Origin of the sequence: Nitratireductor arenosus (assembly GCF_009742725.1) — a bacterium.
Lineage (GTDB): Bacteria > Pseudomonadota > Alphaproteobacteria > Rhizobiales > Rhizobiaceae > Mangrovimarina > Mangrovimarina arenosa.
This window is the reverse complement of the sequence record NZ_WPHG01000008.1, coordinates 1-23,930: the sequence shown is the minus strand read 5'-3', so window position 1 is coordinate 23,930 and position 23,930 is coordinate 1. Positions and strand designations below refer to the sequence as shown.

Annotated in this window: 20 protein-coding genes and 1 pseudogene; 15 read left to right on the top strand and 6 right to left on the bottom strand. The window is 60.8% G+C overall.

Annotated elements, in window-relative coordinates; translation table 11 throughout:
* Positions 1-81 precede the first annotated feature (81 nt).
* Complete coding sequence (locus GN330_RS21380; protein ID WP_156715406.1) at positions 82-1,212, bottom strand: substrate-binding domain-containing protein; 1,131 nt, start codon at positions 1,210-1,212, stop codon at positions 82-84.
* A 147-nt stretch (positions 1,213-1,359) separates the two neighbouring features.
* Here GN330_RS21380 and GN330_RS24045 point away from each other — a divergent pair, with 147 nt between their 5' ends.
* The 4 genes from GN330_RS24045 (at position 1,360) to GN330_RS21360 (ending at position 5,227) form a co-directional block, all read left to right on the top strand.
* Complete coding sequence (locus GN330_RS24045) at positions 1,360-1,803, top strand: MarR family transcriptional regulator (RefSeq protein ID WP_197435272.1); 444 nt, start codon at positions 1,360-1,362, stop codon at positions 1,801-1,803.
* Between the two features lie 192 nt (positions 1,804-1,995).
* Complete coding sequence (locus GN330_RS21370; protein ID WP_246188802.1) at positions 1,996-2,349, top strand: TadE/TadG family type IV pilus assembly protein; 354 nt, start codon at positions 1,996-1,998, stop codon at positions 2,347-2,349.
* A gap of 1 nt (position 2,350) precedes the next feature.
* On the top strand, positions 2,351-4,060 hold the full coding sequence (locus tag GN330_RS21365) for a TadG family pilus assembly protein (RefSeq protein WP_156715399.1): 1,710 nt from the start codon (positions 2,351-2,353) through the stop codon (positions 4,058-4,060).
* Positions 4,061-4,306: 246 nt separating this feature from the next.
* Positions 4,307-5,227 (top strand): carbohydrate kinase family protein, encoded by a 921-nt coding sequence (locus GN330_RS21360; RefSeq protein ID WP_156715397.1) that lies wholly within the window; start codon positions 4,307-4,309, stop codon positions 5,225-5,227.
* 27 nt (positions 5,228-5,254) lie between these two features.
* Here the strand turns inward: GN330_RS21360 and cysQ are convergent, their stop codons facing one another.
* On the bottom strand, positions 5,255-6,070 hold the full coding sequence (cysQ, locus tag GN330_RS21355; RefSeq protein WP_156715395.1) for a 3'(2'),5'-bisphosphate nucleotidase CysQ: 816 nt from the start codon (positions 6,068-6,070) through the stop codon (positions 5,255-5,257).
* A gap of 226 nt (positions 6,071-6,296) precedes the next feature.
* On the opposite strand from cysQ, the gene GN330_RS21350 reads away from it, so the two are divergent.
* The 11 genes from GN330_RS21350 to GN330_RS21300 all read left to right on the top strand — a co-directional run bounded on the left by GN330_RS21350 (position 6,297) and on the right by GN330_RS21300 (position 20,827).
* Positions 6,297-7,250, top strand: coding sequence for a UDP-glucuronic acid decarboxylase family protein (locus GN330_RS21350; RefSeq protein ID WP_156715392.1), 954 nt, complete (start codon positions 6,297-6,299; stop codon positions 7,248-7,250).
* A gap of 215 nt (positions 7,251-7,465) precedes the next feature.
* The gene (locus GN330_RS21345) at positions 7,466-8,521 is read left to right on the top strand and encodes a glycosyltransferase family 2 protein (protein WP_197435271.1); all 1,056 of its coding nucleotides are present in this window, start codon (positions 7,466-7,468) and stop codon (positions 8,519-8,521) included.
* A 12-nt stretch (positions 8,522-8,533) separates the two neighbouring features.
* Positions 8,534-10,441: an asparagine synthase (glutamine-hydrolyzing) gene (gene asnB / locus GN330_RS21340; protein ID WP_156715388.1), complete on the top strand. Its 1,908-nt coding sequence runs from the start codon at positions 8,534-8,536 to the stop codon at positions 10,439-10,441.
* Between the two features lie 12 nt (positions 10,442-10,453).
* Positions 10,454-12,637, top strand: coding sequence for a Gfo/Idh/MocA family oxidoreductase (locus GN330_RS21335; RefSeq protein WP_156715386.1), 2,184 nt, complete (start codon positions 10,454-10,456; stop codon positions 12,635-12,637).
* A 7-nt stretch (positions 12,638-12,644) separates the two neighbouring features.
* Complete coding sequence (locus GN330_RS21330) at positions 12,645-13,424, top strand: class I SAM-dependent methyltransferase (protein WP_164749738.1); 780 nt, start codon at positions 12,645-12,647, stop codon at positions 13,422-13,424.
* Between the two features lie 2 nt (positions 13,425-13,426).
* A complete protein-coding gene (locus tag GN330_RS21325) occupies positions 13,427-13,777 on the top strand; it encodes a hypothetical protein (RefSeq protein ID WP_156715382.1) in 351 nt (116 codons plus the stop codon).
* Between the two features lie 3 nt (positions 13,778-13,780).
* The gene (locus GN330_RS21320) at positions 13,781-15,412 is read left to right on the top strand and encodes an ulvan lysase-like protein (protein WP_156715380.1); all 1,632 of its coding nucleotides are present in this window, start codon (positions 13,781-13,783) and stop codon (positions 15,410-15,412) included.
* A gap of 5 nt (positions 15,413-15,417) precedes the next feature.
* Positions 15,418-17,457 (top strand): phospholipid carrier-dependent glycosyltransferase, encoded by a 2,040-nt coding sequence (locus GN330_RS21315; protein WP_156715377.1) that lies wholly within the window; start codon positions 15,418-15,420, stop codon positions 17,455-17,457.
* A gap of 219 nt (positions 17,458-17,676) precedes the next feature.
* Positions 17,677-17,895, top strand: a complete 219-nt coding sequence (locus GN330_RS21310; protein ID WP_246188801.1) for a hypothetical protein — start codon at positions 17,677-17,679, stop codon at positions 17,893-17,895.
* Positions 17,892-19,271 carry a class I SAM-dependent methyltransferase gene (locus tag GN330_RS21305; RefSeq protein ID WP_246188800.1) on the top strand — a complete coding sequence of 460 codons (1,380 nt, stop codon included), beginning with the start codon at positions 17,892-17,894 and terminating at the stop codon, positions 19,269-19,271. Before GN330_RS21310 ends, GN330_RS21305 begins: the two co-directional genes overlap by 4 nt.
* On the top strand, positions 19,271-20,827 hold the full coding sequence (locus tag GN330_RS21300; protein ID WP_156715375.1) for a hypothetical protein: 1,557 nt from the start codon (positions 19,271-19,273) through the stop codon (positions 20,825-20,827). Before GN330_RS21305 ends, GN330_RS21300 begins: the two co-directional genes overlap by 1 nt.
* Before the next feature lie 5 nt (positions 20,828-20,832).
* Here the strand turns inward: GN330_RS21300 and GN330_RS21295 are convergent, their stop codons facing one another.
* The 4 genes and pseudogenes from GN330_RS21295 to GN330_RS23600 all read right to left on the bottom strand — a co-directional run.
* Complete coding sequence (locus tag GN330_RS21295; RefSeq protein WP_156715373.1) at positions 20,833-21,435, bottom strand: hypothetical protein; 603 nt, start codon at positions 21,433-21,435, stop codon at positions 20,833-20,835.
* Positions 21,432-22,778: an acyltransferase family protein gene (locus GN330_RS21290; protein ID WP_156715372.1), complete on the bottom strand. Its 1,347-nt coding sequence runs from the start codon at positions 22,776-22,778 to the stop codon at positions 21,432-21,434. Before GN330_RS21290 ends, GN330_RS21295 begins: the two co-directional genes overlap by 4 nt.
* 94 nt (positions 22,779-22,872) lie before the next feature.
* A pseudogene (locus GN330_RS23880) lies at positions 22,873-23,137 on the bottom strand (transposase); the annotation flags it as partial.
* A gap of 572 nt (positions 23,138-23,709) precedes the next feature.
* On the bottom strand, positions 23,710-23,930 hold a 221-nt coding region (locus GN330_RS23600), incomplete at its 5' end, for a hypothetical protein (RefSeq protein WP_210252327.1).

Genomic DNA, 23,930 nt, shown 5'->3' with positions numbered 1-23,930 from the left:
TCTCGAACCGGAACTACGCTTCGGCCGCCGTCGAACCGTCCGCGAAGCGGTCGCTTCGCGGACAGGGAAGTGTCGTGGATATCAGGACAGGCGGTCGAGGATCGAAAATTGCAGCCCGTCGGCGCGCGCAAGATAGGTCGAGCACGCCTTGCGGTCGTTGTTGTAGAAAACCCCGCCACGGGCGCTGGCATAGGAAATCGGGCCTGATGCGCCGGCGTCGCGCTGGCGCATCAGGCCGGCATAGAAGCCGATGCCCTCATACATGGACTGGCCGAGCGAATTGAGCGCAGGCGCCGCGCCGTCATGGATGGCATGGTAGCGCTCCTTGAACGACAGGTTCTGATCCGTCGCCAGCGCGGAAAAATAGGACGCCGCGGCGAAGAGACGCTTGGTGTTGGCCGCTCCCGTCGCCATCAGGATGTTTTCCTCGATCGCGGTGGAAAAGCGGAATACGCTGCGGTCGAGCCCCATTTCGCCGAAGCAGCGGTTGAACTCGACAGAATCCTGCCCGACCAGCGAGATCAGCACGATGTCCGGCTCCGTGCGCATGATGCGCTCGACCAGCCAGGCCGGTTCTTCGAGGCCGAAGGGCACATACCCCTCGAAGGTCACCGTTCCGCCCTGAGCGGCGATGCAGGGCTTGGCGATCGCGTTGGAGGCGCGCGGCCACACATAATCGTTGCCGATCAACGCCCAACGCCGGGCCGAAAGCATCCGCGACAACCGTCCGATCGCGGGCACGAGCTGGTCGCTCGGCGTTTCACCGATGGTGAAGACGTTGGGTGTGTGCTCGTGACCTTCATAAAGCGGCGTGTAGATATGCGGCACGCGACCGCCGAGCAGCTTGTTCAGCCGCTGGCGCACCGAACTGACGCTCATCCCGACGATGCCGGCGACCACGCCGTCCTCCACCAGTCCGCTGAGCTCGTATTCGAGATCGCCCACCGTGCTGTCGTCGGAATTGAGGAAGACCGGTTCGAGCGCAACCCCGCCAATGCCCCCGCCGGCATTGACTTCCGAGATCGCCAGTTGCGCGCAGGAAATGCACGACGGACCCCATAATCCCGCCGACCCGCACATCGGCACCAGAACCGCGACGCGATGCGTCCGCGTTCCGCCGATCGGCGTCAAACGTTCCAGATCGCCTGGAAAACCCAGGCCGGGCGGCGGAAAGGACCTCCCCCTCACCTCGATGATTCTCGCGGCGGTCAATCCTCCTTGCCTCCCAGCAATTGACCCGCTTCATTTTCCAAGTAAAATATCGGAAGAATGCGATCAAATCAATCGCGTCGAATCGGGCGCGGCGGCGCGGGCCGAACCACGGACAAGCCGACTGTGATCCAGAACGGGACAAGCCAGGTGCCCACGCCTTCCATCGAAACCTATCTGACCTACCAACTGGCGCGGGCGCACCGGCGCCTGCACGCCGAACTCGACGAGCGGCTTCAGGCCGAAAACATCTCGGTGGAGCAATGGCGCGTGCTCGAAATCCTCGCCGATCGCGCCGGCCGGTCGATGGGATCGCTGGCCGAGCTAGTGCTGATGAACCACCCCGCCCTGACCAAGCTGGCCGACCGGATGGTGGCCAGCGGGCTCATCCACCGCGTCGCCGATCCCGACGACCAAAGGCGCGTGCTGGTTCATGCCACCGACCGGGGCCTGGCCATTCATGCGCGGCTGCGCCCGATCGTCGACACGCATGGCCGGCGGATCGAGGAAACCTTCGGTGCCTCCAAGGCCGCCGCCTTGCGCGCGCTTCTGGAGGACCTTGCCGACGGACACGAGGCCCTGGCGCGCGGCTAGAACCGTTTGTGAAGTCCAGCGGAACGGCGATACACGCGAGATCTATTTCAGGTTGTACCGGGCGTTAGGGCGACGTGGGAGGTTGCATGCTCTAGTTGGGGTATGTGCACCAAGTCCGCCTTCCCCCTGATTCGTCGCCTCGCCGCCTGCCGGACGGCGGTCACGGCGGTTGAATTCACGATTCTGGCGCCCTTGTTTCTAAGCATGTTCCTGGGGATGGTCGCGTTCGGCATCCATCTCGCCGCCTCCCACTCGCTGCAGCAGATCGCCGCTGACGCCACCCGCACCGCCATAGCCGGGCTCGATCTCGCCGAGCGGCGCGCCCTGGCGACCAGCTTCGTCGACGCGAACGCCAATTCCTATCCGTTCATCGACCGCGACAGCCTCGCCTTCTCAGTCGTTGAAAACCCCGCCAATCCGAACCAGTTCACCGTGTCGGTGCTTTACGACGCACGCACCCTTCCGATCTGGAACCTGATGAAGGGGCTGCCGATGCCGCCGACCGAGATCCGGCGTGTTTCGACCATCCGCGTCGGAGGGCTGTAAGATGAGACGTTGCCGCGCACACCGTCAGGGCCGCGCCACCGGTTTCGTGGCCGACCGCAAAGGCAACCTGGCCACCATGAGCGCCTTCCTCGCGCCATTGGCGCTGGCCATGGCCGCCTTCGCCATCGACGCCGGCGCGCTCTACAACGAAAAGCGCGAGGTGCAGACTTTGGCCGACATCGCCGCGATCGCCGGCGCCAAGCGGATCGACGCGGCCGAGGCCGCGGTGATCGCGGCCCTTCGCGACAATCATTTGGGAACGATCACGGTGATCCGCGATGGCCAGCATCCCGAAATTCCCGGTTCGGGAGAAAACCTGCTTACGGTCGAGACCGGGCGGTACAAGCCCGATCCGGCGCTGCCGGTAACGGTCCGCTTCGAGCGCGGTCTTGCCAACGCCAACGCGGTCAAGGTCACCATCACCCGTACGGGCAAACGCTTTTTCGGCGAAACCCTGATGGGTAGCCCGAAGATCGCGGTGACGTCGACCGCCAGCGCGACGCCGAAAGCCGCCTTTTCGATCGGCTCGCGGCTTGCAAGCCTGAATGGCGGGTTGGCGAACGATCTGCTCGGCGGGCTGCTCGGCACCAATCTGTCGTTGACGGCGATGGACTACAATGCCCTGCTTGACGCCGACGTGTCGCTGTTCGGCTTTCTCGACGCGCTTGCCTCCGAGGTCGATCTCGACGTCGGCACCTATTCGCAACTGCTCGCCACGGAAGTCACGATCGGCGACATCGCCAAGGCGGTCGCGGCCACCGAAGGCGCGAGCCCAGCGCTGAAGACAGCCCTCAACGGCATCGCCACCACCACGCTCGAAGTGCCGCTGTCGCAGATGATCGACCTCGGCAACGCGGCCTCGCTGGCGCTCGGGTCGGGCCGCGGCGCCTTCGACGCGACAGTGGGCGTGATGGAACTGATCACCGGCAGCGCGGTCGCCGCGAACGGCCAAAACCAGCTTGCCCTCGACCTCGGTGCGACCATCCCCGGCCTGGCGAAGGTCACGGCCGCGGTGGCGATCGGCGAGCCGATGCAGCAAAGCGGATGGTTCGCCCTGGGCGAGCACGGCTCGGTCGTGCGCACCGCCCAGACGCGGGCGCGCATCGACGTCCAGATCGGCGGGACGGGCATTTTGAGCGGCGTCGCGATCAAGCTGCCGCTGTTTTTGGAGGTCGCCTACGCGGAAGGCCGGCTGAAACGCGTCGCCTGCCCTGACGGCACGACCTCAAGCGCCCAGGTGACGGTCGCGACCCGTCCGGGCATCGCCGAATTGCGCATCGCCGAGACGTCGACCACAGGTTTCGCCGACTTCACGCGAACGCTTTCCTTCCAGGATGCCGACATCGTCTCCGTGCCGCTCATCAAGGTGCGCGGCCAAGCCCGGATCAATATCGGCAACGGTCAGCCGACCGATCTGCGCTTCAACGCAACCGATATCCGCAACGCGACGGTGAAGACGGCGTCGACCCGCGACATCACCACCTCGCTGACAGCGTCGCTGCTCGAAGAGCTCGACCTGGAAATCCGGGTGCTCGGGCTCGGGCTCGGCCTGAATGCCGTCAGCACCACCTTGGCCGGCATTCTGGGGACCGTCACGCCCGCGATCGACGGCCTTTTGGACACCCTTTTGGGCGTCCTCGGCGTGCGGCTCGGCGAGGCTGACGTCAAGGTCAGCGGTGTGAGCTGCGCCCGCTCCGTCCTGGTCCAGTAAGCCCGGCACCAGCCGCGCGACAACCACCTCTCCGGCTCGCGCGCCAAAGAATTCGGCGGTCCTGCCACGACTCTGCCCGTTCTGAGGCAGCCACCTTCGTCACGGGCACATCGCCCGGCATCCGCATGGCCGCCGGAGGGGCCCAGCCCGCTGCTTTTCGGGCGCGTGCCGGCCATGCAAAGATTGCCGAAAGACCAATCGGCCGGCATAAGCTCGCGGGAAAGCCGACGAACAAGCGAGGGCTAGATGATCCTGTGCTGCGGCGAAGCGCTGATCGACATGTTGCCCCGTCCCGGGGACGACGGCGTCAGCGCCTATGTTCCACATCCAGGCGGGGCGATATTCAACACCGCCGTAGCGCTTGGCAGGCTCGGCGTTGCGGCCGGGTTTTTTTCCGGGTTGTCGACCGATCTGTTCGGCGACCTGCTCGACGATGCCTTGCGGGCAAGCCATGTCGACACCCGCCATATCCGGCGCTCGGGGCGGCCGACCACGCTCGCCTTCGTCACGCTCGACGACGGTCAGGCGCATTACCTGTTTTACGACGAAAATTCAGCGGGCCGGATGCTGGAGGTAAACGATCTGCCGGTGCTCGGCGACGAGGTCGAGGCTTTGCATTTCGGCGCGATCAGCCTGATCCCGGAACCGTGCGGATCGACCTACGAGGCGTTGATGGTGCGCGAACGGGATCGCCGGGTGATCATGCTCGATCCCAATATCCGCCCCGGCTTCATCACCGATCCGCGACTTCACAGGACGCGCATCCGACGCATGGTCTCCATGAGCGACATCGTCAAGTTGTCCGACGAGGACCTTGTCTGGCTGACCGGCGGCGGCGACGACGGCGCCGCGCGCAGCCTTCTCGATCTCGGGGCCGGTCTGGTGGTGGTGACGCATGGCGAGGCCGGGGCGAGCGGCCATGTCGGCAACCGCAAGATCGTGGTTCCCGCGCGAAGGCTCACCGTTGCCGACACGGTCGGCGCGGGCGACACGTTCAATGCCGGGCTGCTGGCGTTTCTGTCAGAACATGAGCTGCTGTCGAAATCCGCACTTGCCGGCATTGGCGACGACGCGCTTGAAGGCGCGCTCGCCCTTGCCGCGCGCGCGGCCGCCGTCACGGTGTCGCGGACGGGTGCCGATCCGCCCTGGCGCGCGGAGCTCGGCTGACGGAGGCAGGACTTTCCGAACGGCCCGTCAGCGGCCGGTGTCGGCCATGGGCACGGCCCCGCCCATGGCGATGAACCAGGGATTGGCCCATTCCTCGCCCTGTGCCTGCCGCCGCCCATAGGCCAGATCGCCGCCGCCGACCTCCACGGTGCGCCCGCCGGCCGCGCGCAGCACCGCGTCGCCGGCGGCCGTATCCCACTGCATGGTGCGCGAAAAACGCGGGTAAAGATCGGCGTCGCCCCGGGCGAGCAGGCAGAACTTGAGCGACGAACCGACCGAGACGGTTTCCTTCGCGCCGCAGGCCGCAATATAGGCGGACGTCTCGCGGCTGAGATGCGAGCGGCTCGCCACCACCAAAGGCGGCTCGACGGCCGGCCGCACCGCAAGCCGCGCGCGCTCGACAACGGCGCCGTCGGCTGCGACCCGGGCGCGTTCTGCGTGGCCGGGTCTGGCCGCATAGAGCTCGCCGGTGGCGGGCGCCACCACGACGCCGATCGCCGGAGCGGCGGTTCTGATCAGGGCGATGTTGACGGTGTAGTCCGGGCGGCCGCAGACGAATTCCTTGGTGCCGTCGAGCGGATCCACCAGAAAGAAGGTCTCGCCGGTCGCAGTGTCGGCGACACCGGCGCTGGCCTCTTCCTCGCCGACACAGGCAATATCGGGAAAGGCCCGGCGCAATCCGCCCAAAATGGTTTTTTCGGCGCGGCGGTCGGCCTCGGTAACGGGCGAGGCGTCGGCCTTGCGCTCGGTCACGATCCCCCGCCGCGCGACATCGAGAATCTCCCGGCTGGCGAGGACCGCCAGTCTTTCCATCTCGCGCAGAAGCTCTTCGTCGCCCGCCATGATGCGTTCGCTCTACCCCGCCTGCTGCGACCAGACAAGGGCGATGGCGTTCCCGCTCGCATCGACGCCGCCGGTGGCGCGTCTTCGCCATTGCCACATCGGGCCGGGCTTCGTAAACCTGTCATGACAAAATGCGCGCTGACCGGCCGCACGGATGCCGGGACGCGCATGGCGGCGCGAAAGCGGGGCGGCCGCCCGGGTCTCGCGCCTCCCCGCGGAGCCGGCCATGCGCATAGCGAACCGAAACAGAGTGTTGGTCACGGGCGGCGCCGGCTTCATCGGCTCGCATCTTTGCCAAAAATTGCTGGCGGACGGCAACGACATCCTGTGCGTCGACAATTTCTATTGCGGCGTGAAGGACAATCTGGCCGGCGTCGCGCAGGATCCGCATTTCGAGCTGATGCGCCACGACGTGACCTTTCCGCTCTATGTCGAGGTCGACGAGATCTACAATCTCGCCTGTCCCGCATCTCCGGTCCATTATCAGTCCAACCCCGTCCAGACGACCAAGACCAGCGTTCACGGCGCGATCAACATGCTGGGGCTTGCCAAGCGCACCAAGGCGCGGATTCTGCAGGCCTCCACAAGCGAGGTCTATGGCGACCCCGAAATTCATCCGCAGCCGGAGAGTTATTGGGGCCACGTCAATCCGATCGGCGTGCGTTCCTGCTACGACGAGGGCAAGCGCTGCGCCGAGACGCTGTTTTTCGATTACCACCGCCAGCATGGCGTCGAAATCAAGGTGGTGCGCATCTTCAACACCTATGGTCCGCGCATGCACCCCAACGACGGACGGGTGGTCAGCAACTTCATCGTCCAGGCGCTGAACGGCGAGGACATCACCATCTATGGTGACGGCTCCCAGACCCGCAGCTTCTGCTATGTCGACGATCTCGTGGACGGCATCGTCAAGATGATGGCCTCCCCCGCGGCGCTGATCGGACCGCTCAACATGGGCAATCCGGCCGAGATGTCGATCCGCGATCTGGCCGAAAAGATCCTTGCCTTGTGCGGCGGGCGCTCGAAGCTGGTTTTCAAACCGCTGCCGCGCGACGACCCGAAACAGCGCCGGCCCGACATCGCCCAGGCCCGCGACCGGCTCGGCTGGCAGCCGCGGGTCGGGCTGGAGGACGGGCTTGGGGAAACGATCGCCTATTTCAAACGGCAGATGGCGGCGTGAGGGCGGTGCCCGGCCCGGCTGCCGTCAAACAGCACGTAATTTCAACGCCCGTCCCGGTTCTACTCGTTGACGGAAGTCATGTGCCGTGCCAATTGACAGCCGCGGGGTCGCCACCCGCACGACCATCGCCCGCGATCGGACATCACCTGCCGCCTTCTGTCCGCGACAATATCAGGCACCACACACTGCGCGTTTAAACATTGCCGGACCAGATGATGACGATGGACGCCCAGGAAAGGCCGAATAGCATGCCCGACCGCCGTCCGCGCGTTTCGGTGGTTTGTCCGTTCTACAATGAGGAACAAATCATCGAGCGAGCCACACTCGAAATGTGCGAGCGCTTGCAGGCGAGTTTTCCCGGCGATTTCGAACTCATCATGGTAAATGACGGGTCGACGGACGGGTCGCATGATCACTTGATCGAGGCGTTGCAAACGGTGAAACTCGGCCCCGTCCGGGTGCTCAGCTATCCGTTCAATCAGGGCCGCGGACGCGCACTCAAAACGGGCATTGATGCGGCCCGCGGCGACATCATCGTAACGACCGAGGCGGATGGGTCCTGGGGAGAGGATATTGTGGCACGTCTGGTGGCCTTTCTCGACACCTATCCCGCCTACGATTTCGTGGTCGCCTCACCGCACAGGAGCGGCGGCGGGCTGGTACAGGTTGATCCGCGCCGCGCCTTTCTCAGTCGCGCCGGCAACTGGCTGATCCGTAACCTGTTCGAAAGTAATGTGACTATGAACACCGGCATGACACGCGCCTATCGGCGAAGTGTGATCCAGCCTTTGGTGGTGTTCGAAAGCGGCAAGGAATTCCACCTGGAAGTTCTCCTGAAGCTCCTTGCTCTCAATTTCGTTGCAGGCGAGATTCCGGCCGTGTTGACTTGGCAGACGCACCGGCTCGCCCGAGACCCTACTGCCAAACGCAAGTCATCGACGCGCATCCGGCGCACAATCTTCACCCATCTGCGGTTTTTGGTGATGGCACAGCCTGTGCGGCACTTTGCCGTTCTCGGCGCTGCCACGTCGCTGCTCAGCCTGATCTTCCTCGCCCTGGCAATGCGCAACCTCTTCATTGGCGAACCGTCCGGATTGTTCGCGCTCGTCGGCCTGAACCTTATCCTCTTTACGCTGATGCTGATTGGGACGGCGGTGACGCTTTATCAGGTTCGCGAGGTGATGATCGAAAACTGGATGAAATATTACCCGAAACCCCACCCCCCATCCGCACGCCCGCTCAAAACCGAGCACGGTTTCACGGCCGACTGACGCGGAAAAACAATGTGTGGAATTGCCGGATATGCGGGAATTGACGACCCCGAACTGATCGGACGCATGTGCGCCGCTCTGGTGCACCGCGGCCCTGACAGCGGCGGCTCAGCTGCGTTTCCGGAAGCCGGTTTCTATATCGGCATGCGGCGTCTTGCCGTCATCGACCTGAAAACCGGCGATCAACCGATGTTTGCCGCGGAAGGTCAGGTCGGACTGGTTCACAATGGCGAAATCTACAATTACCGAGAGGTTCGCGACGAACTGCTCGCGCTCGGGCACGACTTCGTTACCACCAGCGACACCGAGGTCGTTCTGAAGGCCTATCTCGCCTGGGGAGAAAAGGCATGGTCGCGCTTGCACGGCATGTTCGCGATAGCGGTCGCGGATCTCCGCGACGGAATGCCTGTTCTCAAGGTCGTCCGTGATCGCGTCGGAATAAAGCCGCTTTACTACGCTGTTGATGCCGACCGCTTCCTATTCGCCTCCGAGACCAAGGCTTTGATGGCATGGGACGGCTTTGACCGGACGGTCGACCTCGCAGCCGTTACGGACTATCTAGCGCTGCGATATGTCCCCGGCCCCCGCTCGATGTTTCGCGGCGTACGAAAACTTCCGCCGGGCCACGAGCTCGTCTTCACCGGCGGGCAGGCCCATCTGCGCCGCTATTGGTCCCCTCCGGGACCCGGCGTCCAGTTAGCCGATCGCGACCCCGCCGACGCGGTTGCCGATTTCGGTGAGGCGATGCGCGCGTCGGTGCGCCGCCATATGATCAGCGATGTCCCTGTTGGCGCCTTCCTCTCCGGGGGGGTCGATTCCAACACGATCGTCGCGCTGATGGCGGAACTGAGCGGAGAGCCGGTTCGAACCTTCTCCATCGGCTTCGCCGGGCATCCAGACGATGATCTGCGCCGCGCGGCAGCCACCGCTCGAATGATCGGCGCGCGTCATACCGAGATCGAATGCGGGATCGAGGACTTTCTGTCTCTGCCGGACCTCTGTTGGTCCCTCGACGAGCCCCTGGGCGATGCGATCGTCGTGCCGATGTCGGTACTGGCGCGCGAAGCGCGTAAGGAAGTCACCGTCGTCCTATCTGGAGAAGGCGCCGACGAACTGCTGGGCGGTTATCTATTCCACCGCAAGATCGTCGACCTGTGGCGCTGGCGCGACCGCCTGCCCCGACCGGTCTGGTCGCTGGCTTCGGCCCTGATCGAGCGGCTGCCGGTCACCCTTCTCGACCGCGCTTTCGACTATCCCGGCAAGCTGGGCAGCTCCGGCCGGAGCAAGATCGCCGATCTCGTCCGGCAGATCGGTAGTGGCAATCTGGCCGAACTCTATCGCGCGTCGATTTCGCTGTTCGACGCCAAGGACATCCTTCAGGCAGCCGGTTCGGCGCTGCCCATGCCAGCGCCTCTTGCGGCTCCGCCAGACAACGGCACCGTCCTGCAGCGGCTACTCGGGCTGCAATACGCACACTGGCTGCCCGACGACATTTTGATGAAGTCTGACAAGATCACCATGGCACATTCGCTGGAATGCCGCGTGCCGTTCATGGATGACCTCGTGATCCAGGCGGCCGCCCGATGTGCGGACGACGTCAAGCTACGCGGCGGCAAAAACAAATGGGCGCTGCGCCGTTTCGCAGAGACCTTGCTAGGCCCCGAGACCGCAGCGGAGCCGAAGCGGGCCTTCTACGCACCGCTCGACCAGTTCATGCGCGACCGTCGCTTTCGCGATATGCTGCGCGGTATGCTTGATCCAGAACGACTGAAACGGCGCGGGCTTGTCGACCATCGTTATGTCGCTCGGCTGCAAGGCGCTGGGGAAGACGACGGCTTTTTGTCGGAGAAACGGCTTTTCGCGATTTTCATGCTCGAATTGTGGTTTGAAAAATTCGCGCCCGATGCAAGCTGGGCATAAAGGAAGAATTACGTGAAGATCGTTGTCCAGAATTTCAAGACGGGTGTGTTGTCCGTTTCCGACGCGCCGCCTCCCTCCTTGTCCTCAAACGGCGTTCTGGTTCGTGTTCATACGTCCCTGATCAGCGCCGGAACCGATCGCGCCATCATCGGATTGGGCCGTAAATCCTATCTCGGCAAGGCGCTCGACCGGCCTGACCTCGCGCGAAAAGTTATCGACCGCGCGCGCACAGAAGGGCTCTGGCCGACCTACAAGGTCGTCAAGAACCTGATCGCCGAACCCATTCCGCTCGGCTATTCCCTGGTCGGAACAGTGATCGCCGTTGGTCGCAACGTCAACGACATCGCGATCGGCGACAGGGTCGCCGGGGCCGGCCTCGGTCATGCCAACCATGCCGAAGTGGTGTCGGTGCCGCGCAATCTCGCCGCCCGCGTCCCGAAGGCGGTGAGCGACGACCAGGCAGCCTACGTGACATTGGGCGCAATCGCCATGCACGGCATCCGCCAGGCCGACCAACAGATCGGCGCAACCGTCGTTGTCGTCGGCCTGGGGCTGGTCGGTCTGGTCACGCTTCAGATCGCCGCCGCCGCTGGTCTGCGCGCCATCGGCGTCGACATCGATCGGCAAAAGCTGGAGCTTGCCCGTGCCAATGGCGCGACGGACGCGTTCTTGATGTCGGATCCCGCGCTCAAGGCGACGCTGGGCGAAATGACGAGTGGCCGGGGCGCAGACGCAATTCTTTTGACAGCAGGATCGCGCAAGTCCGGTGCGGTGTTCGAAGAAGTCGCGGAGCTCTGCCGCGACCGGGCCCGCGTGGTGGTGGTCGGCGACGTCAAGATGGACCTGTCGCGGCGCAGCTATTTCGAGAAAGAAATCGAGATCCTTCAATCCCGTTCCTACGGGCCGGGCCGTTACGACCCGGAATACGAATTGGAGGGTAAGGATTATCCGATCGGCTATGTCCGCTGGACGGAACGCCGCAATCTGGAAAGCTATCTGCAACTCGTCGCCGATGGCCGGTTCGACCCGGCCAGGCTGACGACCCACCGTTTTCCGATCGAAAAGGCCGTCGAGGCCTATTCCCTTGTAACTGGCGAAGCCAAGGACGAGGGGCTGAGCGTCGGCATCCTTCTCGATTACGACCGGACGAGCACGGTCGAGGACACACCTCCGGCGCCTGCGGTCAAACGCGCGGTCAAGGCCGACAGGATCGGGCTTGGCCTCATCGGCGCCGGCCAGTTCGCCAAGGGAATCCTGCTCCCGGCGATGATGGAGTCCGGAGCGTTCGCCCTACGCGGCGTATCATCGGCACGCGGACTTTCCGCGGTCTCCGTCGCCGAGCGATACGGCTCCGATTACGGCGTCTCCGACAGTGACAAGGTGCTCGACGACGACAATGTCACGGCGGTTTTGATCACAACTCGCCACGACAGTCATGCCCGCTACGCGATCGCAGCGCTCGAAAGAGGAAAGCACGTTTTTGTCGAGAAACCGCTGGCCCTGACAGCGGGGGATCTGGTCGCTGTCGAGGCGGCGTGCAGAAACTCCGCCGGCACGCTCACGATCGGCTTCAACCGGCGTTTTTCTCCGATGGTCACTCAGGCGGCCGCGCATTTTGCCGACCGCCGCGAACCGCTCAGCATGCTCTATCGCGTCAATGCCGGGCGCGTTCCGCTCAAATCCGAGATGGGGTGGGTGCACGATCCGACCACAGGCGGCGGGCGTATAATCGGCGAAGGTTGCCACTTCATCGACACCTTCCAGGCTATCAGCGGCGCCACCCCGGTCGAGATTTCCGCCGTTGCGGCCAATCCACGGCGGGCGACGCTATCGGGCGACGACACGGTGAGTTTCACGATAGGATTTGACGACGGCTCGATCGGAACTGTGCACTATTGGGCCAATGGTGACCCGAGCTATCCGAAGGAATATATGGAAGTCTTCGGTGGCGAACGGGCCGCGATCCTAAACAATTTTCGGCAACTCGACCTTGTCGCCAGCGGAAAGACGAAACGGACGAAGAGCTTGAGTTCCGACAAGGGATACAATGCCGAGGCGCTTGCCTTCGCGCAGGCATGTCGAACGGGAGTACCGCCCATCGCGCTCGAGAGCCTGTTGGCGACGACACGAGCGACATTTGCTGTCAAGGACGTGCTCCGCGGCCTGTCGTCCAGCATGGATACGGATAACGGATAAACCGGCGATGCAGACCCCCACTCCTTTGAAGCCGCGCCCAGACGAAGACCCAATGTGGGCGCTCTGGCAGGCCAAGGCGCCCGAGATCTACGAACGAATATATTACCAATCCAACCCGGTGGTGGCCGCCATCAACCTTTCGGGCCATAGGCTGATCGAGCGGACCTATCCCAACGGAACACATTTCGGGCGCGTCCTTGAGGTTGGAGCTGGTACCGGCATCCATCTCGACTTCGTCCGTCACTCTTTCGACGACTACCTTGTTACCGACATCAATGCGGACCTCCTCGACAAGGCCAGAGAGCGCCACGCCGGCGACCCGCGTCCGATTAACTACGAAATCGCGGATGCGCTGGCGCTACCCTATCCCGATGCTTCTTTTGACCGGGTCGTATCCGTCTACAATCTTGAGCATTTGCCCGAGCCACACCGCGTCCTGGAAGAGTGGCGACGTGTTTTGAAGCCGGGCGGCGTGCTGTCGGTCGCCATACCGGCGGAAGGCGGAATACCCTGGAACCTTGGCCGTCACCTGACCACACGACGCTCATTTGCCCGCGAAGGGCTCGATCTCGACTACATCATAGCGCGCGAACACATCAATGCGTGTTACAGACTCGTCTCGCTCCTACGACACTATTTCGAAGACCGCGACGAACGCTGGTATCCTGTGCGCATTCCGACCCCGCACCTCAATTTGGTTTTTGCCTGCAACTGCCGCACCAAGGTTAGTGGCGCACCGGCAGACCCGTTCCACGCCACCCGGCCAGAACGCACGGGAGTGGCCTGACCGTGTCGAACCTGGCTCTGGTAACCCTCGTCGGTGTATGCATCGGCTTCGGCCAATTTTGCTTCGCCCTGTTCGTTAGGGGATTGCCACCCACGCCGGAACTGGTTCCGCTGGCCGTCGCGACGTTGCGTTCGCCGTGGCTCTACGGCACCGTCGCGCTCTATGGCAGCGGTGTCGTCTTCTACGGGTTGCTGCTGCGCCAAGCGACGCTGATTTCCGCAAACATCTCGATCATCGTGATCGTCGCTGCCTTGAGTTGCGTCTTTAGCCTGATACTTGGAGAAAAGCCGAGCATGGCGCAATGGATCGGCGTCGGCCTCGCGATCCCGAGCATCGTATTGTTGAGAGGGTAAGCGTTGAGCACGGTCTACCTCGACGCGATCAAGCCCCTGCTGGGACGAACCCTGTCCATGCTTGACTGGGAGCCGACCTCGCCCTCTCATGGCAGTTTCGACCGAACCTGGTGGTGCTGGAAATTCACCGACTTCTCTGCGTCACGCTTCCAGGAAGGCGCTTACCTTCTGGCCTGGCTCTTGACCTCGCCGCACGCGCCAATACCCGTCCACGGACGCGAACGTCTTCGCGACGGCGCCGCCGCGGCGATCCGTTTCTGGAGAAGCCTGCAGCACGCTGATGGCAGCTTTGACGAGGCCTATCCGTTCGAGCGCAGTCTCGCCGCCACAGCCTTCACAGGGTTCTATGTCGGATGCGCGGTCGAGCGGCTTGGCGACCTGTTGAATGTGGATGAACGCGAGCACGCCCTGGCCGCGCTCGAGCGCGGTGCCCGGTGGCTTGCCGCAAACGGGGAATATCATGGCATCCTATCCAATCACCTCGCGGCGGCGGCGGCGGCGCTACAACTGGCTGGCGACCTGACCGGCACCGACCGCTTCCAGGCCGCTAGGGATCGCTATCTAGAGACGATTCTGCGCGAACAGCAACCGCGGGAAGGCTGGTTGCGCGAATATAGCGGCGCCGACCCTGGCTATCAAAGCCACGCCATGTTTTACCTCGCGGAAATCCAACGCCGGACCGGCGACGACATCCTGCTCGACAGCCTTTCCAAAGCGTCCGACTTCCTGGCCTGGTTCGCCCATCCCGACGGCACGCTGGGCGGCGAGCATACGAGCCGCGGAACCAAGTTTTTCTATCCCGCCGGTCTGGAGATGCTGGCCAAGCGAATTCCGTCCGCAGCCGCGATAGCCGCCCATGCCCGCGCATCGCTGTCCAAGGGTCGCGGTGTCGGCGCGGCCGAAATGGACGCCTGGAACCAGTTTCCGCTCGTCAACAACCTGCTGTTTGCCGCCGACGCAGCCACACCACTTGCAGACGCCCCGCCTCTTCCCTGGCAAGCCCCCAGCGCGCGAAAGACATTTCCCGAAGCCGGGCTTGCCGTCGCCCGTCGGCGCGATCGAGTGCTTGTCGTCGGCGCCAAGGCGGGCGGCGTGGTGAAATTGTGGAAAAGCGACGGCGACTTGCTATACGAAGATTGCGGCTACGTGGTCGAAAACGCTCGCGGCTGGGCCGCGAGCCAGGGCGCGTCCACCTGTCTATTCCGAGAGGCCTCCGCCACCCTGACAGTAGAGGTGAAAAGTAACTTCGCGCGCCTAACGGCAGAGCGGCTTTCGCCACCACGCTTCATCGTCTTTCGCCTGTTCACCATGACGATCGGCAGGCTTCCAGCGCTCGCGCGCTGGCTGAAGTCGCTAATGGTAAAAAAACTCGTCTCGACACGAGCCAAGGCCAACGGCATTCTCCACCGACACATTGTCTTCGAAGAGGATGGGACTCTGATCGTCGAAGACAATATCGAAGGCGTCGTCTCCATGCCGCAACCGGCGGGCCGGCTGGTGCCCTTTCATATGGGCTCGTCACGATATGCGGACGCTACAGATGCGTTGGGCGCGAAGCTGGCATGCCCGTCGCTCGAACAGGCTGACAAAGGGCGCTTTCATCGCCGCTTTGTAGTTTCGACATCAGGACTCTAGCGACAATGATCATTCCGCTTTCGCCACAACAACAGCGACTGACGATCATTGCAATTGCAGTCACTTGGTACATTTTTCATCTGCACGCGCTCAATGTTGTCCCGCTAGCCGGAGCAGACGAAACGAGCCTTCTCAACATCCCGTTCCGGTTCGTCGAACTCGGCGACTGGCGCTATCCGCTCATCTATTCAGACACCTACAACGCTGGAGGCGTCAGGGCCTATCCGTTCCTGCTCTCCTTCGCGCCGCGCGCGCTGTTTCACGAACTGGTCGGGTTCTCAGCCGGACTGTCGCGCTGGTTTTCGGCGCTGTTGATGCTGGGAACGGCGATGATGACGGTCGTGTTGGCGTTGCGTCATTCCGGCTCGCGGCAGATTGCGCTCGCCATCGCGGCCGTATTCACTGCGAGCCCCACCATATTCCATCTCTCGCGCAGCGTGCGGTTCGAGCAAGAAACCGTCTTTTTCGGCGTCGCCAGTGTCGCCCTGCCATTCCTCCTGTTGAACCGCGCCCACAATGCGGGCGCGACGCCACGGCCATGGCGCGGGACATTGGTTTGGGGTTTGGCCTCCGCCTCGTGTGCGCTGGCCGCCGGCGCGCACCCGCTCCCGCTCGGCTTCGGGCTGCCGCTCGCCGTTAACATCTTCCTAGGCCACGCCTATTGGGCACCGCGTGACGGCTTGAATAGGATCGGCCGACTTGCCTGTGTTCTCGCGGGCGGACTTCCATTCGTTGTCGCTTCGGTTGCTCCGCTCGCCTACGTGAACGGCGGCTACGCCAACTATCTGGTAGCGATGGCGGGCTTCGTCGAACAGCGGAACAACACCTTTACCGACCTTTACGCGGCCATCACGCCGAGCTTCTTGTTTTTACTGGGCCGTTCCGCGGCAGTTGAGATCACCGCGATCGCTGAGACCACCTTTGCCTGGCGAAACGAGATCAAGGTGTTGGCGCTCGGCGCCAAGATCAGCCCGTTCATCATCGTCGCTATCTTGCTCGCCGCCGCTTTCAAGTCCCGGCGACGTTTGCTGCGTGCCGACGGCCTGCCTGGGCTTGTCGGGTTGTCAACGCTTTTCGGGCTTGTCGCGGTCAAGGTGCTTTATTCACCGAGCACGAACTACGGCGTCTATATCGCAGTGGGGTGCCTGCTCGCCTCCGCCATGCCACCGGCGATAATTGTCAACGGCCCGGACATCTGGCGCAGGACGCTGTTTGGCGCCCTCGCGCTGACGGCAGCGAGCAGTTTCCTGACCTCGATACCGCATGCGGCGGACGTGGCGACGGCCAGGTTGTGGAATGCGTTTACACTCGACCGCAAATTCGCTTTTTTGCGCGAGGAGGGTGAAAAGGCCTTCGGCCCGATCCGGCACGCCTCGCAGCCATCACCGCGAATCTACACCGACACCGTTGCCTGGATGGCAGCATTTCCGCAGGAACATTCCTACCTGGAAATCCTGTCCGGCACCAACACGGGCTCCGTCGATGGCGTCGCTGTCGACGTGGTTTCACTCGACTGGTTCCTGAAAAACCTCCCCGTCGCCGAAGGGACCGCGACAGCGCAGGAACTCAAGACTGATCGCTTCTTGTCAGCCATTAAGCCGCTTCAACTGGGGACGATCATCCACGCGCGCCCTTATGGAGAAGACACGCTGCTTTATCGGCGACCCAGCGATACTAACGTGCCACTGCGGTTGCGTCACATAACCTGGAACGAGGACATTGCGCTTGAGGCCGATCTGTCATTCGCCCTTGCGCGAAACGGTGACGAATGGGCTTTTCCCCGCATCGTCGCGCCTGGATGCTATCTTGTTGCCGCCCGTCCGGTCGGCATCGATCCACGTCCGCCAATGATCGTCGGCGCGGCGCCGGCGGATGAGCCCGGGCAACTTGCTTCGCTCGGCGTCGGTGCGAGGACGGGTGCCGATATGATCTTCAAGCTTGCCGTCACCGACACCGTTTCTCTGCGTCCGCTCTCCGCGCCGGGTATCGAGCGGATCGACGCACATCGGCTTTCGCCGGATCCCGCGATCTGCGCCAAGCTGTAGGTGCGTTTCAACGGGGGCACATCGACCGTCACGGGTAGCTGGCGTCCAGATCAGGTTGCCCCGCAAAGACTTCGACATTCCCATTCGGAAACACGACCGCGCCAGCTACTCAACCCTTTCGAGACGGGCTCTCGGATATGAAAAGCAACATTGCGAATATTGCAGTTTTGTGACATTTAATTGGCTCTTGAAATGCACTTTTCCAAATGGGAGATCAACATGCGCAAAGCCACAGCCCTATTTACCGGCGCAGCCATGGTGGCCTCGATCACGCCTGCATATGCCTATCTCGATCCTGGTACCGGCAGCATGCTACTTCAGGGGCTCATCGCTGGCGTGGCCGCCACCATGGCAGCCGGTTCGCTCTATTGGGCGAAGGTCAAGAGTTATTTCTCACGCAAGGCCGAGGATCAGACGAAAGACGATCTTGGCAAATGACGATGCATGGGTTCTTGCGCCATCCCGGTTCATACCGGGACCCGAGGGGCCACATTTATGTAGCGGGATCCGATATCTTTCGTACAGTCAGCAACGATGTTTGGCCGGAGTTTCAGACGATCCGGCCGGTCTTGGCGCGCTTCGTTGATGAAGGTCGCTTAGTTGCGTTCGAGGAGGTAGACGATGCGCCGGATGATCGAGGGCACACACTTCGCCATCCGCACCTTCCTTTCATCTCTTACCCGTATGAATGGCCTTTCGAGGCGTTGAAGTCGGCCGCGCTGTTCCATCTCGATTTGCAAATCGACGCTCTGAAGCATGATGTCACACTGTCCGATGCCAGCGCCTACAATGTCCAGTTCATCGGGGCGCAGCCAATTTTCATCGACCATCTGTCATTCAGACCGTATACGGAAGGAGAGTATTGGACAGGGCACCGACAGTTTTGCGAGCAATTTCTCAATCCACTCTTGCTTCGATCTTGTCGTGGTGTCGCGCATAATGAATGGTATCGAGGCTCGCTTGAGGGCATCCCTACCAGTGCATTAAACCGGCTATTGTCGCTGCGTCACAAATCTACTTGGAACGTTCTGACGCATGTCGTGCTACAGGACAGGTTGCAATCCAGAACCCAAAAGGATGCGACCACAGCCGACAGAGTTCGAAGCAAGAAGCTTGCCAAGAGGTCCTATCTGGCGATACTCGGACAGATGAGAGCGTGGATTGCGCGCCTGTCCCCAGCCGACCGCGACACCACGACTTGGGCATCATATGCCGAGAACAACACCTATGATGATGAAGAGAAGGCGCAGAAACGACAGTTTGTTCGCAATGCCGTAGCTCGTTATAGTGTGGGTACTGTAATTGACCTTGGTTGCAACACTGGAGATTATTCCCGGTCCGCCCTGGATGGAGGTGCTAAAAGAGCAATCGGCTTCGACTACGATCAGCAGGCGCTTGACCGAGCTTTTTTGAACGCTGCAAAGAATGGTACGCCATTCACACCGCTATTCCTTGATGCGGCAAATCCGGTACCTGACCAGGGCTGGAGGCAATTGGAGCGAAGTGGTTTTGCGTCACGCGCCCAAGCTGACTTTGTTCTGGCGCTCGCTTTTGAACATCACCTAGCGATTGCACGTAACATCCCGTTGTCCGAGGTTGTGGACTGGCTCGTCTCAATCGCGCCGTTTGGCGTTATCGAATTCGTTCACAAAGACGATCCGACGATCCAGAAGATGTTGGAACTTCGCGAGGACATTTTTGGGGAATATTCCGAGGACACATTCCGGGCTGAACTGCTGCGCCGTGCGGAGATTGTCGAGACGCAGACTGTGTCACGATCTGGCCGGACACTCTATCTCTTTCAGCGACATTGATGACGAAAGAACGGGTCTTCCTTATGTTAGCTCCGGCGCTCGCGTTTGCGGCTCCGGTGATAGCCGCCTTCCTTGACCTCTCGATCCCTATTTTCAGTGGGCCGGCCTTGCGTTTTGTTGGCGGAGTTGCAGCGGCTGGCCTCGGAATTGGGCTTATTTTGGCGCTGGTGTACCGATCAGGGTTTGTTTGGTCCTTGATCTTTACTGCCGTCGCTGCCAGTGCGTTTTTGATCTTGCTCGATATCGCTGCGAATGCTTCGACGTGGCTGCATGAATATGGCAGTCCCGTGCTGACCTACGTAGCGTTCGTCATGGCTATGCTGCCCGTCGCGTGGGCGATATGGCCTCTCCGCAACACGCTGCCAACCATTATGTTCATGAGCGCAGCTGCGTTCCTGTTGTCTACCGTGGTAATTCCAGTCGCCTCCGGAAGACCAAGCCCGACGACTGAGATCGGCTCCGCTGAATACCCCGCCCCCGTGCTTTATTTCGTGCTTGACGAAATGATCGGACCCGAAGGGATCGATCGAAGCATTCCGGGGGGCGAGGAAGCCTATGCTGCCCTACGCGATCTATTCGAGAGTCATGGATTTCGGCTTTACGGGAAGGTGTTTAGCCGGTTCTTCAAAACAGCAGATTCGATTCCAGCCTCACTTGCATTCGAGTGGACCGGCAACAGAGTGCCCAACTTGACGGATCCCCATCGGCTGTTCGACAAGTTCGTTGAGGACGGTCATCGCGTCACAGTTTATCAGACTGAGCATCTCGACTTTTGCAGTGAGCAAGTCGATCGATGTGAGGTTCTTCCGTCATTCAACCCAGTGAGCAGATATATTAATCATCCGGGGATCATGTCTGCGGGAATTTATGAGGTCATGAGACAACGCTTCGAGGGCAGCGCAATTATCGAAGGTTATGTCGGTTATCTGAAGAGAACATCCAGCTATGTCGTTCCGAAGAATTTCGATGCCCATGCGTTCCCTTCTTGGATGCAGAAGATCGGAGATGATATCGTATCTGGATCGGTGACGAGCGCTGTTTTCGGACACATCCTTTTCCCACATGCGCCATTCGTTAGCGATGCAAATTGCCGTCAAAACCTCAGGCGAGAGTCGCCCTACTACCTTTTTGAAATGCGTAAATTGTCAGGTGCAAGCCGGGAGCGGGCGCGTGCGGCGTATTACAAGGACTATTTCGCCCAAGTCCAGTGCATGATCAGTAGGCTTGGTCGGTTCCTTGAGCGGGTCAAGTCGGCGCCTGGCCTAGAAGAGGCCATTCTGGTATTCCATGGCGATCACGGCTCCAGAATCTCGGCCGGGAAATACACAGAGAATGTGTCGGACAAGGATATGGTAGACAACTACTCTACTCTGTATGCGATTAAAGGGCCTGGAATCGCTCCAGGATACGATTTACGTAAGGTTTCTTCGCAGCGACTCACCGCCGAGTATTTCAGTGGAAAGTCAACTCGCGAACTGGGACGCGAGGACATGACGGTTGTAATTGATTCGAAAGCCGCCGCGAAAACTGTTCTTCGGCAAATGCCAGACTTTTGACGCGGCTAGGTGGGGCCGTCGCTGATATCAGGCACTAATTTGATGTCGCGGATTTCTGTCTGAACTGTGTTGTCTCCGCCTAAATTGACCACGACGACCTTTCTTACTGAGGCCGTGCCAGGGCGAAACTGGTTGTGGTTGTCGTCTCCTTCACCCGAAATAATCCCCTCAAGAAGCACCCAACCATTCTCGGAATTGATGTCAGTCCCTTGAGATGCGGCATAGCGATAAGTGCCCGGGCCGGACGTCAACATATCTCCGCGTTGATCGAGAGTAGCGAGGCCAGCAAATATCTTAGCCTCCTGGGGCGACCCATCTGGTTTCGGATGAACGCGCACTTCGACGGAGTATTGGTACGAGGCTGTAGTGTCGACTTTAATTGTGGGTGAAAAGACAATCAGCGGCCCCTGGATGGCGACAACTGGAACGTCTTCTTCGTCTCTGTAGAAACTGACCGCTTCATTCTCTGAGAGTGGACTGAAATCCGGATTGGTGACATAGCCACTGAAACCACTTCCAGGCACCACACGGTGCCCGAGGAGGAAGAATGCGCTGCTGGCAGAGAGAATAACCGCCCCGATTCCGAAATATGTTGCTAGCGATCTCATTCAGTCAAATTTCCGGACGAGGGAAATTCGGCAATTGCTGCACCGCCCGTTCTGGAATTCTTAAGACGCATTGCCGGCTGCTCTATCCATATCCATGACGCCAACCCCGCCACGATGGCGAGCAGAACTACGAGCGGGAACATCAAATATGTGCCCGTCCAGCCGAGCCCAACGAATGTGCTGACGGCGAGCATGTGCCAGAGATAGACGCCATAGGAAACGTCGTATTTCACTAACAGCGCAGACCGCAGCAACGGCGATGCCCCGACGAAAACAGTCAGGATACACACCAATGCCGTCCTGATAATATCGTTAGCCTCTGGCTCGAATTTCCAGTCTAACCAACTGGCATCGTAGACAATCGTCAAAACCGCCAAAGCAAGCCCGGCCACCACGATCACAAGATTGCGGGCGGGTGGCGGAATGTCCAGCACCCAAAGCCGGAAAATCATGCCGGCTGCAAACATCCAAAAATACGGGAGAAAAGTCAGAAGTGTCACATTTACCGGTGTGCTTACTAGGCCTCTGATGGAAATAAGCAGCCCGATTGAGAGCATGGCCAATATAGCATAAGCGACAGTCGCCAAACCTTTTCGGTGGGCAATCTGACCGAATATCGGAATGCTTACGTAGAAGCTCAATTCAACTGTGAGCGTCCATAGTACACCGCTCGGGTACGTCTTGAAGAAACCAAAATCCGAATACGGATAGCCTCCGGCTACGAGGCTGGCGATGTATTGTGAAGCCGTGGTGAGAAACACAATCCCGAAAGTCGCATCGCTGACCAAACCGAGCTTCATCGGGTCGTAGCCACCGGCCCAAGCGAAAACCATTTCTAAAATGAGAATATTGACAACCAGGGCCGGGTAGATGCGCAGCGCCCTAGCCTTGCAAAAGGAGCCGATTTCGGGGCGCCTGATGAAACTATCGAGGACGAGAAAACCACTGGTTGCGAAGAAAATCGGCACGCCAGGGAACTGCGCTACGATCTGGAAGATAAGATTGGGCGTCAGTTGCAGATGGGCAACTGAGTGCATGTACACAACCTGAATCGCAGCCAATAGCCTGATTGCGTTGAAGCTATTCCGGTAAGGGTTGAGCGTGTCTGGACGCCGCAACGTCTGCGATGCTGTCATTCTCGGCATGAACCATGGTTGGGCATGAAAATCAATTCGGCGGGCTTTCTTTTTCGGCGAGTGTCCGTATCGATGGTGTCCCACCATATGATGTAGGTGGCGGCATTGATCGCCGCGCTTCCGGCATTGTTGGGCTGAACAGCGCACCACTGCGGGCAGGCTGATAAGGGGATCATCGCTCAGTTGGCAGACGTTTTCCAGCGTCATCTATAGGGCGCTATGGACGGCCCATCGGTTATTCCATTCGAGTAGCAGCGCCGACGAAGCGAACGATTGCATCGTTGTTGGAGAAGGTGCCGACGACGATGATGGGACCCTTGATCTTCTCGAACGCGCGTTCGTGGCGGAACCAGCTGAACACCGTGCTTCCGGGCGGGAGGTCCCACGGCGGAAGCCGCCGCGCATGACATGGAAGATCGCATTCATGATCTCGTGAGCGGCCATCCGCAGGGTCGCCCGTCCTCGCCCCCATCGGCGTGATCAAATTTCCTTCGCGATCCGTCAGATCGGTTTCGTAGCGCAGGTGCTCTCGGGCTATGTTCGCGACGGGTAGCTGGCGTCCACATCAGGTCTCTCCGAACAGGCTTCGACACCCAATTCGGAAACACGACAGCGCCAGCTAGTCAGCACGTTCGGCACAGGCTTTGAGAGACCCGCATCCTACCGTCACCACCAAAAGAGGAAGAGACGATTACGGACAAATGCCGGTAAAGATAGAAACTTCTACAAATTTCTGTGAAAAATCCCGCATATTTTTCTGGAGATAACCCCACCGTTTGCAATGTCATCAGCACAACGATATCCTTATTGGGAAAGTGGAAGCAACGGGGTGGAAAACGGGATATATCTAGCGGCTTTTATCGTCGGCACGGCGGCTGCGCTTATTTTCGGCCGACGCCGGCGTATGTCGGCCCACCATTACGGCATCCTTTGTGGTGTTTTCGTCTTCTCCCTGCTCTCGGCGGCCAAGCTGTCCGGCCCTTACAATCAAGCGAGATCGACCGCCTGTACTCGAGGTTTGCACCGGTACGACAAAAGCATCCAATGCTATGCGACAACGTCGTCGATAGATTTCCAGTTTTGGGAAAAGCGACGAGGGCGTAGTCGAGCAGACACCTCCTTACCAAAACCTGCACTGTCAGCACATCGATAGCGCGCTCTTTTTTCCTGCTCTCGGTTCACTATTGCCAAGGTCAACCTCTTTTTGAGAAAACGCGCTCTGGGAGGGGATCATACCTGACGTGAGCCCCGCAAACTCCTCCAGATGAAGGTAGAGTCCGTCGATTGCAGGAGACGGACGGATGAAGCGTTCACGGTTCACGGAAGAGCAGATCATCGCGGTGTTGAAGGAGCAGGAGG